Consider the following 14,168-nt stretch of genomic DNA (forward strand, 5'->3'; position numbering starts at 1 on the left):
GTTGGAGGATTTAACCGAACCGGGAGGATGCGATTTCGCTTGCCGACTCAAACCGTTTTACATAGCGCAATTTATATATTGATTATCCTGATGGCTCTGTACATCGTGCGTCTGTACATGAAGCAGAGCCGGACCGCCAGGCATATGCTTGAGCTGGAACGAAAGTACAGCGAAGAGCTTCAGCTGTATTTGAATGTCGTGGAGCAGTCTCCCTTGTCCATCGTGATTACCGACAAATTCGGCAAAGTGGAATATATCAACCCTTATTTCTCGAAGATTACCGGCTACTCAAGAGCGGAGATGGAAGGAGGCTCTCTGTCCGTACTTCGCTCCAGTGTGACTACGGACGAGCAATACCGGAAGATGTGGTCGGCGATCAGCGGAGGCGGCAAATGGGAAGGCGAGTTCATTAACCGGAAGAAGAACGGCGAACTGTATACGGAGTCTGTGCTCATCTCTCCCATTAAAGACAAGACAGGGAGCATTACCCATTATGTCGGCATTAAAGAGAATATTTCGGATTACAAAAAGATCAGGAAGGAGCTGTCCGACCAGCTCCATTTCACGTCTCAACTGATTGATACGCTGCCCCATCCTTTGTTTTACCTCAATACGGAAGGATATTTTCTCGGGTGCAACGCCGCCTATGAAGAGGCCCTGGGGGTAACCCGCAGTGAATTGCTCGGGCTTCACGCCAGGGATTTGCCGAATTTGTCCCGGGAGAACTACCTGATACTGAATGAGCTGCGGAAAGAAGTGACACAAAACGACGCACCGGCGATCCGGGAGGTGAAGCGGCCGTATACCGATGGAACCGTGCATGACTTGCTGTATTCACTCTCTGCGTATCAGATGTCGGACAATACCGAAGGCGGCTATCTGGGCCTCATGATGGATATCACCGATTTGAAGCTGAAAGAGAAGGAGCTTCTGGAGAGCCGGAACTTTCTGGATGCGGTAATCAACCTGCTTCCCGTTATGGTATTTGTAAAGGACGCCCTGACGATGGAATACCGGATCGTTAATCAGGCCTGCGCGGATTTCCTCGGTTATCCTGCCGAACAAATTCTCGGACGTGTCGACCGTGACCTGATGCCGGAAGAGATCGCTCGCCGCTTCAATGAAACGGACCGGAAGGTGCTGGAGACCGGCCACAAGACCGCCGAAATCCGGATTCTGCCAGTCGATACGGATGGGAATCAGCTCCGCTATGTCAACGAGACCAAGCTGCCGATTATGGATTCGGAGAACAGGCCGCATTTTATCCTGGGCGTATCGGAGGACATTACCGGCCTTAAGCTGAAAGAAGAGGAAATCAAGCAGGCGCTGCGCATCGCCGAAGAAGCGACAGCTGCCAAGTCCCAGTTCCTGGCTAATATGAGCCATGAGATAAGAACGCCGATGAACGCGATTCTCGGGTTGACGCATCTGACTCTCAAGACGGAGCTGTCGGTGAAACAGAAGGACTATTTGTCCAAGATCCACAACGCCGGAACATCACTCCTCGGCATCGTGAATGAAATCCTGGACTTCTCAAAGATCGAAGCAGGGAAGCTGGAGCTGGAGCATACATCCTTTGAGCTTCAAGAGACTGTGACGGACGCCGTAACAATGAGCAGCCAAACCGCCTACGACAAGGGGCTGGAGCTGATGTATTTCATACCGGCCGGCCTGCCGCAAAATCTGACCGGAGACCCGCTGCGCCTCCGGCAAATTCTCACGAATCTGGTCAGCAACGCGGTCAAGTTCACCGAAAGCGGCGAGGTGGTCGTAAGGGTGGAAGCCGTTCGGCTGATCGACAGCAAGGTGAAGCTGAAGTTCAGCATCCGGGATTCCGGCATCGGGTTGTCTCCTGAGGCGGAGAACAGGCTGTTCCAGCCCTTCAGCCAGGCGGATAATTCCACCACCCGCAAATACGGAGGGACGGGTCTCGGACTTACCATCAGCCGGAGGCTGGTGGAGATGATGGGCGGAACGCTCTGGGCTGAGAATAATGCCGAGGGTGGAAGCATGTTCGCCTTCACCGCCTGGTTTGGCGTCGGCGACGAAGAGAAATCCCAGGCTCGCCGCGTTCCCGAGGAGCTGGGCTACCTCAAAGCGCTGGTTGTAGACGACAATCCGGCTGCGCGCGACATGGTCGTTGAGTATTTGCGGGACTTCGGCTGTGCCGCTTACGGCGTGTCGTCGGGATCTCAGGCAGTGGAGGTTCTGGTGCAGGCGAACGATAACAAACCGTATGATATGGTATTCATCGACTGGGAGCTTAAGGAAGAGTACGGCAGCCAGGCTGCCCGGAGAATCAAGGAGCACCGTACGCTGCGGCATATTCCCGTAATCGTGCTTATGACGGCTATCGGCCAGGACGATGCGTTCTTACTGGAGGAAGAAGCCGTCAGTTATGATGAATGTCTCGTCAAGCCTGTGAACCAGTCTCTGCTCTTCGATATGATTATCGACCTGTTCGCTGCCCGCAAGGGTGCTGTGCAGGGGGCGGAGGTATTGGAGAAGGATTACCGGCTCAAGGGGCTGCGGGTACTGGTGGCGGAAGATAACGAGATTAACCAGCTGATCGCGGCCGAGCTGCTGAAGAGCCAGGGCGTGAAGACCGAGATCGCCTCTACCGGCGAGGAGGCTGTCCGGAAATCGCTGGAAGCCCCAAGCGGATACTATCATCTTGTCCTGATGGATATGCAGATGCCGGTAATGGACGGCGTCGAAGCTGCGCGCCGAATCCGGGAGAGCGATCCCGAGCTGCCGATTATCGCGATGACGGCCCGGACGATGCCGGAGGAACGGGAGAAGATTCTGCTCACCGGGATGAACGATCATATCGCGAAGCCGATAGACCCCGATGTGCTGTTCACGATTATGGGCAAATGGATGGCGGGCCGCTGGAACCCGGAGGCCGGCCGGCCTGTCCCGCCGGATTCGCTTTCGTTGCAGCAGCCAGAGGCTCCGGAGAAGCCCGGGCTGCCGGAACTTGAGGGAATCCGGACGGAGGAGGGCCTGAGACGGACCGGAGGGAACGCGGTGCTGTATGCCAGTCTCCTCCGGAATTACGCCGACCATCACGGGGAGGCGGCCGAGGGCATCCGCGCCGCGATCCGGGAGGATGCCTATGGTGAAGCTCACCGGATCGCCCATAATCTGAAGGGCGTATCCGGCAACATCGGCGCCGCAGAAGCGGGCGAGCTGGCCGGCGAGATCGTCGCCATGATCTCTTCCGGCCAGGCGAAGAGCCGCCGGGAGGAGTTAGAGGCGGTGATAGACCGGCTGGAAGCCGCGATTGGCGGCGTCCTGAAGGCGATCCGGCTCGTGAAGCCGGATGCAGGAGCGTCGGCTGTCGGTGCTGCCGAAGCGCGGGATAACATGGCGCAGGACAATCGAGCGCCGGACGCTGCTGGGCCGGATGCCGGAGCGCCGATTGCCGGAGCGCCGATTGTCGGAGTACCGGGCAACGGGGACGCAGCCTCCGGCGGCGATGGAGACAACAGCCGCATGCAGCCTCCGGTGGAGCAGGCGGTAAGCCGTCTGCTGGCGCTTCTCCGGGACAGCGACATTGAAGCGGTGGATGTCTTTGATACGGTGGAGCCGCAGCTGAGGCTCTGGATGAAGCCTGAGGATTGGCGGCAAGCGAAGCGGGCAATCGCCCTCTTTGATTTTGACGAAGCGATCAAGACGATTGAACGGGCGGCTGCGGACAGCCATTTGGAGTGGAAGGAGGACCCTTATGCCTGATTCGAAAGCGGTCATATTAGTAGTAGACGATACACCGGACAATATTGTGCTGCTTAGCGGACTGCTTAAGGAGCGGTACAAGGTCAAGGTGGCCACCAACGGCGAGAAGGCTCTCGCCATTGCGAAGGCCGCTCCGCCCGATCTGATTCTGCTCGATATTATGATGCCGGTCATGGATGGCTACGAGACATGCCGGAGGCTGAAGGAAGACCCGGAGCTTGAGGATATCCCGGTAATTTTTCTGACGGCGAAGGAGCAGGCGGAGGAAGAAAATATGGGATTCGAGCTCGGAGCGGTCGATTATATTACGAAGCCGATCAGCGCCCCCGTGCTGCTCTCGCGGGTGAAGACCCATGTCACACTCAAGCAGTCCAGAGACTTTCTCAAAGACAAGAACCATTTTCTTGAAGCGGAAATATCACGCCGGACCAAGGAAGTTTCGCTGATTCAGGACGTCAGCATCATGTCGATGGCGGCCCTGGCTGAAATCCGGGATAACGATACGGGCAACCACATCAAGCGCACCAAGCTGTATATCGAAGTGCTGGCTACCCATCTCAGCAGTCTTCCCGGCTACAAGGGCGCGCTGAACCGGGAGACCATTGATCTGATCACGACCTCTGCACCTCTGCACGATATCGGCAAGGTCGGAATTCCCGACCACATTCTGCTGAAGCCCGGTCCTCTGACCCGGGAGGAATTCGAGATCATGAAGACCCATACGATTCTCGGCAGGGATGCGATTCTCCGGGCGGAAGAGCTGATGGGGCAGAAGGAGACCTTCTTCCGGTATGCGAAGGAGATCGTTCTCTCGCATCACGAGAAATGGGACGGAAGCGGATATCCCGAAGGACTGGCCGGCGAGGATATTCCGCTCTCGGCCAGACTTATGGCCATTGCCGATGTATACGACGCGCTGACCAGCAAAAGGGTGTACAAGGATGCGATGCCTCATGAGCGGGCCGTTGACATCATAACGGGAGATTCGGGCAAGCATTTCGACCCGGATATCGTCGAGGTATTCCTGAGATGCCGGGCGAAGTTCAGGGAGATTTCTCGCCGGTACAAGGAAGAAGAGATGTCCGAAACCGGGCCGGTCAGCGCGCCATAACGAATGGAATACCTCTTTCACGCCAACAAAAGGGTTGCCGGCACATCGATTGGATGTGCCGGCAGCCCTTTTATCCATCCCGATAACCCGGCTGAATAGGACGATTCCGCAATTTCCGCTATAATAAGCTTTATGATGAAATAAGGAGGAAGTTTACGTTGAACGACACGCTCAGAACGCTGATGAATCACCGTTCTTACCGGCAGTACTCACAGCGCCCGGTGGAGGACGATGTGCTTCGGACCATTATCGAAGCGGCACAGGCCGCACCTTCCTGGATTAATGGCCAGCATATGACGGTTATCTCCGTCCGTGATGAGGAACGGAAACGCCGCCTGTCCGAGCTTAGCGGCGGACAGGCGCATGTCGCGGCCGCGCCGGTATTCCTTGTATTCTGCATGGATTTCTACCGGGCGAAGAAGGCCGGGGAGCTGGAGGGTATCGCCTTCGAAGCCGAACGCGATGTCGACGCCCTGCTGACCGGAGCCGTCGATGTGGGCATCGGGGTGGAGGCCGCGATCACCGCAGCCGAGTCCCTCGGGCTCGGCATTATCCCGATCGGAGGAGTCCGGCGCAATTCCGCCGGCGTCATAGAGCTGCTGAAGCTGCCGAAGTACGTGTTCCCGGTAGTCGGCCTATGCCTTGGCTATCCGGGAGCGGAGCTGCCGAAGCAGCCCCGCCTGCCGCAGGCTTCAGTCTGGCATCAGGAAGCCTATGATGCGGAGGCGGCAGTCTCTGGATTCAGGGCAATGAACGAAGCCAACCGCAGCCTGCTCCGGTCCCAGGGAGCGGAGGAGAAGGACTGGACTGCTCGCGTCGCATCGTTCTTCGCCGCCAATCCCGAATATGGCGATGCGAAGAAGACGCTTCCCGCGCAGGGCTTCACCTGCGGCAATCTAGAGAAAGGGCAGGAATAAGCCTGGCCGGAAAGGATAACCCACCTTGACTTTGCAGCAGCTAAAATATGTGATCGAGGTAGCGGGCAGAGGCTCCATGAATGAGGCGGCCAAACGGCTGTTCATCTCTCAGCCGAGCCTGTCGAACGCCATCCGCGATCTGGAGGAAGAAATCGGGGTCACGATTTTCGAGCGCACGAATAAAGGCATCTCGCTGTCCAAGGAAGGTGCGGAGTTTCTGGGCTACGCCCGCCAGGTGGTTGAGCAGGCGGAGCTGCTGGAGAACCGCTATCTGGGCGCGAAGCCTTCGCCGCAGCATTTTTCCGTATCAACCCAGCACTACGCCTTCGCCGTCAACGCTTTCGTGAATCTGGTGAACGCCTTCGGTCAGGAAGAGTACGAGCTGGCGCTGCGCGAGACGAAAACTTACGAAATCATTCAGGACGTCAAGGCGCTGCGCAGCGAGATCGGCATTCTGTATTTGAATGAGTTCAACGCCAAAGTCATGGGACGTCTGCTCAAGGACGCCGGGCTTGTATTCAACAGCCTGTTCACGGCCAAGCCGCATATCTTCATCAGCATTCATAACCCGCTCGCCAAGCAGTCCATCGTAACGATCGACCAGCTGCAGGCTTATCCGTATCTGTCTTTTGAGCAGGGGGAATACAATTCCTTTCATTTCTCGGAGGAAATCCTGAGCACCTTGTCGCATCCGAAGAGCATCCGGGTGAACGACCGCGCCACGCTGTTCAATCTGCTGATCGGTCTGAACGGCTACACGATCTCAACCGGCGTGCTCAGCGCGGATCTGAACGGCAACGAGATTATCCCGGTTCCGCTGGATTGCGACGAGAGCATTAATGTCGGCTGGATTTGTCATAAGGACTCAGCCCTTTCCAAGCTGGCTCTGGCCTATGTGGAAGAGCTGAAACAAGCGACCGGCGAACAGCCGGGGAATTAAGTGATGGCGCAGCCCAAGCTTATTGCGGGTTATCGTGGTTAATATAGGCGGCCAATTAAATGGGCGAATAAGGATCATTCGGAGGATTCCTGTGCAGGGGTCCTCTTTTTAATGGGGCAAGGGTGGACGAAGGACGTTATGGGGAGGCTCATGCCGCAAGGAGCGGGGGGTGCCTATTTTACCCCTCTTCGAGGGTAGATAGCTATACTACGTTAGAGCCATTTTTGCCATGTTTTCTGAAAGTCCATTGACCTTTTTTCTGGTGGAAAATATATTGAATTTAAAGACATCTCCGCCCGCGAAACAGATGCGAAATAACCGACGGACATAGGAATGAAGAGGGGTGCCGCAGCGATGAAACCGGAAATCAGCATCATCGTGCCTTGCTATAAAGTGGAGAATTATATCGAAAAATGCGTGGACTCGATTCTGGAGCAGACCTTCCGGGACTTCGAGCTCATTCTCATCGATGACGGATCTCCCGATAACTGCCCGGCCATATGCGACCGGTATGCGGCCCAGGACCCGCGGGTCAAGGTTATCCATAAGGAGAACGGCGGATTGTCCGACGCACGGAATTACGGGCTCAATGTTGCCGAAGGCCGATATATCGGCTTCGTGGATTCGGACGACTGGATCGCCGGAGATATGTTCGAATCGCTGTACCGGGCAATCCGGAGTCAGGATGCGGACATTGCGGTGTGCTGCCATTACGAAGTGAGTGACGGTATTCTTAATCGGGTTAATAACTTCGAAGGCTATCCCGCTGTGCTGGATAACGTCAAGGCTATGAGCGAGCTGCTGATCGACCAGCGCATCCAGAACCTGGCATGGGACAAACTGTACAAGAGAGAGCTGTTCCGGGGCATAGGCTATCCGATCGGCGTTGCTTTTGAGGATATCCCGACAACCTATAAACTGTTCATGAAAGCCGAAAGGATCGCTGTCGTGGACAAACCGCTCTATTACTACCTCAAACGGACGGAGAGCATATCCGGGACCTATGATTTGAAGAAGCGGCTGGATAAGTTCAACGGTACCTATGAGAAATATACAAGAGTGAAGGATCGCTACGCAGGCGCCATCGACAAGCCAACCTGGGACTGGTTCACTTACCGGATGGTCGACGAGGGCATGGGGATATACAACCATCTCCTGAGAGAGAAGCTGGAAACCGGCGATAACAGGGAGATCGATACGATCAAAGCCTTCATGCGCGAGAATCTGAACGGCATTCTGACCGCCAGGACGATCGGCATCCAGCTTAAAGCGGCGGCGCTGATTCTGGCGACCAACAAAATGCTGTACAGCATGTTCTATAGTGCGGTGATCAGCCGGCTGCGCAGGGAGAAGAATGGAAGCTTCTCTTGATAGAGGAAGCAATAAACGTGAAAGGGAGGACGATTCATGAAGCTTAGTGTGATTATTCCGGCTTACAATGTGGAGAGCTACATCGAACGGACGCTGGAGTCGCTGGCCGCCCAGAGTGACCTGAATTTCGAAGCGATCATCGTGGATGACGGATCGAAGGACCTTACGGCCCAGACGGTGCAGAGCTTTATCGACCGGACTCCTGCCGGCAGTTTCCGCATGGTATATCAGGACAATGGCGGCGTCAGCTCCGCCAGAAACCGGGGGATTGAAGAAGCGTCCGGAGATTATGTCCTCTTTCTGGACGGCGACGACTTTGTGGATCGCGAGCTGGTGGCGCTGTTCAACCAAGCGGCGGAGAAAGGCCCGGATCTCGTGTTCTGGAAGTGGCAGAAGGTGAATGAGAGCGGACGGGTGCTGCAGGATTGCTACCGCTACGTAACGGATATGCCAAGGACAATGAGTGGTGCTGAAGCGCTGAAAAGGATTCTGGTGGATCAAAAAATGCAGATCTGGACGGCAAGCGCCGCTTACCGGAGAGAGCTGCTGCTGAAGGAGAGCATCCGGTACACCCCGGGCTGCGTCAACGGCGAGGATCAGGAATTCACCTTTAAGGCGCTGGCAAAGGCCGATGAGCTTGTCTTCATCGACCGGGCGCTGTCTTTTTACTTGGAGCGGGAATCATCGATCTCGGGCGTCTACAACGTCAAGAAGTTCGACTATGCCAACGCCTTCAGGAGAGCGGCCTCCTATATGGACCGCCCGGAGCTTGCGGAGGTGCGCGATATGCTGCTGTTGCGGCATATGCTGGAGAACTATTTCTATAATTTGAAGACCTGTCTGCGAAGTGCCAACAAAGTCTCGATCCGGAACCTGCTTAAGGATATAGACGGTCAATATCCCGAGCTGAACGGAGAGATGCGGGCGCTGATGAAGCGCTGGAAGCGGGAGAAGCGGCGTTCCAAAACGGATATCAACGCTTTCCTGATCGCGCCGGAGCTTCTGCGTTTCCTGCTGGAGGTTCAGCAGAGGATAATCAAATTCAAGTCCGGCGTACGCGCGCGGCTGCGCCAGGTTACCGCTTAAAAAGGCAGTTTGAACAATGTACGGCTACAATTAAATAGCTACAATTAAATAACGAAACATCTGGGGAGCGCTATAACCTATGCAATGCAGCTCATTCGCATCCGAACATGCGTCTTATGTGACATTATTGAAGGAGGAACGGTATGATCGCGAAACGGAGCTTTCTTAATGTATCCGTTGGCTTGTTAAGCCAGCTGATTACAATTGCGCTCAGCTTCTTTATTCCCAGATTGGTTATGCTTCATTACGGTTCGGAAGCCAATGGTCTTATCGCCTCCATTACGCAGATCATCGCTTACCTCTCTCTGCTGGAAGCCGGCGTAGGGGCCGCTTCGATTCAGGCCCTCTACCGCCCGGTCGGTGAGAACGACCGCTCGAAGATCAACGATATTCTGGCGGCGACCTCCATTTATTACAAGAAGACCGGCCTTTATTATTTTGCCGCCGTCATTCTGCTTGCTGTCGTCTATCCGTTCGTTATAAAGTCCGGGTTCGACGCCCTGACGGTCATGGCGGTGGTGGCGCTCAGCGGTCTGGGCGGTGCGGTTAACTACTATTTTCAAGGCAAATTCCGGGTGCTGCTGATCGCCGAGGGCAAGAACTATATTGAATCCTCGGTCGTGATGGTCGCGAACATCGTCAATAACGCGGTGCGGATAGTGCTGCTTCTGGGCGGCTTCAATATTGTAGCCGTACAATCGGTCTATTTCATCGTCGTGCTGCTGCAAATTATCGTCTACCGTGTATATATCAAACGAAATTACAAGTGGATCGATTTGAACCGGAAACCCGATTTTGATGCGATTAGCCAGAAGAACTCGGCGCTTATCCATGAGCTCTCCTACCTGATCTTCAAAAATACGGACGTTCTGGTGCTCACGGTCTTCACCAATTTGAAGGTCGTCAGCATATACGTGATGTACAATCTGATCTTCAACATCGTCGATAATGTGGTCGTCATGATCAACGGCAGCCTGAAATTCGCGCTGGGACAGAGCTACTTCGGCAACCGGACGAAGTTCATGAAGATGTTCAATCTGTACGAAACCTACTACATCGCTTTTATCTTCGGTATGATCAGCATCGTAACCATCCTGATCCTTCCGTTCATGCGGATGTATACGGCAGGAATCCACGATAACAATTATATCGATTATTTTTTGCCCATTCTGTTCGCTATTGCGAAGCTTTTGATGAACGCCAGAGCGCCTTCGGACACGGTGATTGAAATCGCCGGGCATTTCAAGAACACACAGGGACGTTCCATCCTGGAATCGGTCATTAATCTCGTCTGCTCCATTGTGTTCGTTTCCCTATTTGGCATCTATGGTGTGGTGCTGGGGACGATTGCCGCTCTTCTGTACCGGACTACCGATATGATTTTGTATTCCAACAAACGACTGCTGGAGCGCAGCCCATGGGTCACGATCAAAAAATGGCAGCTGAATATCGTCCTGTTCGTGGCCATTGACTTGCTTGTGCGCGGCATTCATCTCCAGATTCATTCCTTCCTCTCGCTGGTGCTGTCCGGAATGGTTCTGTCGGTCGTGATCTTCCCGATCTTCTTCATCGTCAATTCCTTGTTCGTCAAGGAGGGCATGGAGCTGCTGCCCGAGGTTGGACGCAAGATCGCCGGACGCTTCAGACCGGGCAAGAAGACCGCAGCGGAAGGCGGTCCCCAGTAAGCTCGGGACAGGTAAACTGCGCTGCAAGTTGATCCGAATCATTACAAGTACATGGGTCGGTACCTGGGTCAGCAGGCGGTGGCTGTATTGAATGCTGTCCACTTCAATTGCATACTTCGGTTATGTATAGCCGGTTATAGCATTTAGCTATAGCCGGCTATAGTTATTTCGCGTTACATTATAACACGAATTTTGTGATATCGTTCTACTAACGAATTCATACTATCGCATGAACAAAGGAGATCACACCGATGAGCAGTATAACCGAAGGCGCCGTACAGCGGCATGCAACCCCTTATCGTCATGATATGGTCGGGAGCTTCCTGCGTCCCGATTCACTGAAGGAAGCCAGAGCGCAGTTCCAGCACGGCGAAATTACCGCTGAGCGGCTGCGCGCGGTGGAGGATGCCGAGATTGTGAAGCTGGTGGAGAAGCAGAAGGAAGTGGGTCTTCATGCGGTTACGGACGGTGAGTTCAGACGGTCCTGGTGGCATCTGGATTTTATGTGGGGACTTGACGGCGTGGAGAAGGCGGAGGTTGAGCAGGGCTATAAGTTCCAGGGCGTGGAGACCAGAGCGGAGACGGCGCGCCTCTCGGGGCCAATCGGCTTCTCCAGCCATCCCTTCACTACGGACTTCAAATTTCTGAAAAAGATTGCAGGCGATGATGTCGTCGCCCGCCAGACGATTCCCGCTCCGGCCCAGTTCCTGGCCGAGCTGCAGCGCGGCGAGAACAAGGAGAGCACAGAGGCTGTATACGGCAAGGATACCGAAGCGCTGATCGCCGATATCGTCAAGGCGTACCGGGGAGCGATTCTGGCTTTCTATGAAGCGGGATGCCGAAGCCTCCAGTTGGATGACTGCACCTGGGGCATGCTGTGCGACAAGAATTACTGGGAGGCCAGACAGCAGGAAGGTGTCAATGTGGAGACGATCGCGAATCTGTACGCCCGGGTGAACCGGGAGACGATCGCAGACCTGCCGGAAGACCTTACGGTAACCACACATGTCTGCCGCGGGAATTATGCCTCCACCTGGGCTTCCTCGGGAGGCTACGGACCAGTGGCCGAGACGCTCTTCGGCATTGACCAGTATGATGGCTATTATCTGGAGTTCGATACGGAGCGCGCAGGAGACTTCACACCGCTTCAATCGCTTGGGAACCAGCAGGTTGTGCTCGGCCTCGTCTCGTCGAAGACGGGGGAGCTGGAGGATAAACAGGCCGTTATCGACCGAATCCGGGAAGCGGCGAAGATTGTGGACATCAACCACATCTGCCTCAGCCCGCAATGCGGGTTCGCTTCCACGGAAGAAGGCAACGTCCTGACGGAAGAGCAGCAGTGGAAGAAGCTGGCCTTCATCAAAGAGATCGCCGACGAAATCTGGCAAGACTGATCCACAGCCCGCCGCAGCCGCGGTAGACCGCAGCCCGCCGCAGCCGCGGTAGACCATAGCCCGCCGCAGCCGCGGTAGACCGCAGCCCGCCGCAGCCGCAGCGGGCTATGCCGCCATGCGCGGCGCGAAGCTGCCGCCGCGCGCCGGCTCAGCCGCTCCGGCATCCTGCCGGATCAGGCGCACCAGCTCCGCGACCCGGCCATGCCGGTACGCGTCAGCCATGCGCTCCGGCAGGTCCCGGAGCGGCTGCTCCCGCACTTCGTCTGCGGGAGCTGGGGGTTCTCCCTGCGGCTCTGCCCGCAGGGAGAGAAGGGCGCGGCGCGCGCGGTGGAGCGCCGCCTTCGCTGCGCCCTCCGACGTGCCCAGCAGCTCCGCCGTCTCGGCGGCGGAGTAGTCCAGTACGTCGCGCAGCAGGAAGACCGCGCGCTGGAGCGGGGACAGCTCCCGGTCCAGCGCCCGGAAGGCCGCCTCTTCGGCAAGACCGCCGACTGGGGCGGCCTCTTGCTGCGCTTCCATTTCCTGCTGCTGCGCGAGCAGGGGAAGCTTGCGCCGCAGCACGGCCTGGCGGCGCATGCGGTCCAGCCAGGCGTTCCGAGCGGTTCGGAGCAGCAGGGCCTCCGGGTTGGCATGCCCTGCGCGGATGGGCGCCAGCGCCTTCAGCCAGGCGTCCTGGACCAGATCGTCCGCATCCCAGGGGGAGCGGGTGAGCGACAGGCAGTAACGCTTGAGTGCAGACTGCAGCTTCAGAACCTCTGTATCTTCCATCGAATCGGCCTTCTGCGGCCGTATCACTGAATTCATGATTGTTCCTCCCTGAGCGTGATGAGCCGGATTATTCAGGCTGGGCGCAAGCTAAGCTTCCTTCGTGTGAATCCTCTCTTCTTGTGAATCTTCTCTTCTCCAGTGTAAACGAAGAAGCGGAGCAAAACGATACGGCCATACCGGAGGATCGCAAAAATATTTTATGGACAGGTAATTCGCGTATCTTCCGTGCTTACTCCTCCGTTTACGATTCGAATCACTTGAATTCGTAAAGCCAAGGAGGAAGCGAAGATGAGTTATATTCCCTATGTACTGGAGCAGACGAGCCGGGGTGAACGAAGCTATGATCTGTATTCCCGGCTGCTGAAGGATCGAATTGTATTCGTGGGCGCGGCGATCGACGACGCGCTGGCGAACAGTGTTGTCGCCCAGCTGTTGTTTCTGGCGGCGGAGGACCCGGAGAAGGACATTTTCATGTATATCAACAGTCCCGGAGGCTCCACTTCGGCGGGCTTTGGCATCTTTGACACGATGCAGCTGATCAAGCCGCCGGTGAATACGATTTGCACGGGGCTGGCGGCTTCGTTCGCTTCGTTTCTGCTGTTGGCGGGAGAGCCCGGGAAGCGCAGCATCCTGCCGAACGGCGAGGTTATGATCCATCAGCCTCATGGGGGGGCGCAGGGACAGGCCAGCGACATCGCGATCAGCGCGAGACGGATTGTGCAAATCCGGGAACGGATCGTGCGGATTACCGCAGAGCGGACGGGGCAGCCGGCGGAGAAGGTGGAGAAGGATATGGACCGGGATTACTTCATGTCTGCCGAAGAGGCGGTGCAGTACGGCATCGTTGACAAGGTGATCCAGCGGCTGTAAGCTGTCCCCCTGCCCCTAAGAGCCTCAAGGTTGGCATGGAGCGGGGAGATGTGGTAGAATACAGGTACTTTTAGGAATGGGGTTGAACGCTGATGTAAGTTTCTTGCTGCAATAAAACCGTCGAAATCAATTTTGACATGTTTTATTCGGTATGCAAGAAAGTTACGAATGCGGGTCTCTCTGAATAAATATTCTTCCTCAGCTTCGCCAGGATGGATGAAGCCGGGGGCCGCTATATTTATTTGAGCTGCGAGAATGTAACTTTCTTGCAGCTCATTTATTTTTTTATAA

The 14,168-nt window shown here is 55.8% G+C and carries 10 protein-coding genes; 9 read left to right on the top strand and 1 reads right to left on the bottom strand.

Annotated features, from left to right (window positions below):
* The first annotated feature begins 39 nt into the window (after positions 1-39).
* The 8 genes from KIH86_RS02480 (at position 40) to KIH86_RS02515 (ending at position 12,242) form a co-directional block, all read left to right on the top strand.
* Entirely contained in the window at positions 40-3,738 is a 3,699-nt protein-coding gene (locus KIH86_RS02480; protein WP_223084624.1) for a PAS domain S-box protein, read from the top strand.
* The gene (locus KIH86_RS02485) at positions 3,731-4,849 is read left to right on the top strand and encodes a response regulator (RefSeq protein WP_223084623.1); all 1,119 of its coding nucleotides are present in this window, start codon (positions 3,731-3,733) and stop codon (positions 4,847-4,849) included. Before KIH86_RS02480 ends, KIH86_RS02485 begins: the two co-directional genes overlap by 8 nt.
* A 158-nt stretch (positions 4,850-5,007) precedes the next feature.
* On the top strand, positions 5,008-5,766 hold the full coding sequence (locus KIH86_RS02490) for an NADPH-dependent oxidoreductase (RefSeq protein ID WP_223084622.1): 759 nt from the start codon (positions 5,008-5,010) through the stop codon (positions 5,764-5,766).
* Between the two features lie 25 nt (positions 5,767-5,791).
* Positions 5,792-6,706 (top strand): LysR family transcriptional regulator, encoded by a 915-nt coding sequence (locus KIH86_RS02495; protein ID WP_223084621.1) that lies wholly within the window; start codon positions 5,792-5,794, stop codon positions 6,704-6,706.
* Positions 6,707-7,060: 354 nt separating this feature from the next.
* On the top strand, positions 7,061-8,077 hold the full coding sequence (locus tag KIH86_RS02500; RefSeq protein WP_223084620.1) for a glycosyltransferase: 1,017 nt from the start codon (positions 7,061-7,063) through the stop codon (positions 8,075-8,077).
* 36 nt (positions 8,078-8,113) lie between these two features.
* Entirely contained in the window at positions 8,114-9,163 is a 1,050-nt protein-coding gene (locus KIH86_RS02505) for a glycosyltransferase family 2 protein (protein WP_223084619.1), read from the top strand.
* 143 nt (positions 9,164-9,306) lie between these two features.
* Complete coding sequence (locus KIH86_RS02510) at positions 9,307-10,848, top strand: lipopolysaccharide biosynthesis protein (RefSeq protein WP_223084618.1); 1,542 nt, start codon at positions 9,307-9,309, stop codon at positions 10,846-10,848.
* Positions 10,849-11,099: 251 nt separating this feature from the next.
* Positions 11,100-12,242 carry a 5-methyltetrahydropteroyltriglutamate--homocysteine S-methyltransferase gene (locus KIH86_RS02515; RefSeq protein ID WP_223084617.1) on the top strand — a complete coding sequence of 381 codons (1,143 nt, stop codon included), beginning with the start codon at positions 11,100-11,102 and terminating at the stop codon, positions 12,240-12,242.
* Between the two features lie 105 nt (positions 12,243-12,347).
* On the opposite strand, the gene KIH86_RS02520 is transcribed toward KIH86_RS02515, so the two are convergent.
* On the bottom strand, positions 12,348-13,043 hold the full coding sequence (locus KIH86_RS02520) for an RNA polymerase sigma factor (RefSeq protein WP_223084616.1): 696 nt from the start codon (positions 13,041-13,043) through the stop codon (positions 12,348-12,350).
* A gap of 225 nt (positions 13,044-13,268) precedes the next feature.
* Between KIH86_RS02520 and KIH86_RS02525 the strand changes: the two genes are divergently transcribed.
* Positions 13,269-13,877, top strand: coding sequence for an ATP-dependent Clp protease proteolytic subunit (locus KIH86_RS02525; RefSeq protein WP_268964103.1), 609 nt, complete (start codon positions 13,269-13,271; stop codon positions 13,875-13,877).
* Positions 13,878-14,168 lie beyond the last annotated feature (291 nt).

This window comes from Paenibacillus sinensis, from assembly GCF_019904155.1.
Taxonomy (GTDB): Bacteria; Bacillota; Bacilli; order Paenibacillales; family Paenibacillaceae; genus Paenibacillus_AQ; species Paenibacillus_AQ sinensis.

Excerpts from the sequence above, each read along its gene's own strand:
- KIH86_RS02510 (WP_223084618.1), top strand. The coding sequence starts at position 9,307 with ATGATCGCGAAACGGAGCTTTCTTAATGTATCCGTTGGCTTGTTAAGC.
- KIH86_RS02515 (WP_223084617.1), top strand. The coding sequence starts at position 11,100 with ATGAGCAGTATAACCGAAGGCGCCGTACAGCGGCATGCAACCCCTTAT.
- KIH86_RS02520 (WP_223084616.1), bottom strand. The coding sequence starts at position 13,043 with ATGAATTCAGTGATACGGCCGCAGAAGGCCGATTCGATGGAAGATACA.
- KIH86_RS02500 (WP_223084620.1), top strand. The coding sequence starts at position 7,061 with ATGAAACCGGAAATCAGCATCATCGTGCCTTGCTATAAAGTGGAGAAT.
- KIH86_RS02485 (WP_223084623.1), top strand. The coding sequence starts at position 3,731 with ATGCCTGATTCGAAAGCGGTCATATTAGTAGTAGACGATACACCGGAC.
- KIH86_RS02505 (WP_223084619.1), top strand. The coding sequence starts at position 8,114 with ATGAAGCTTAGTGTGATTATTCCGGCTTACAATGTGGAGAGCTACATC.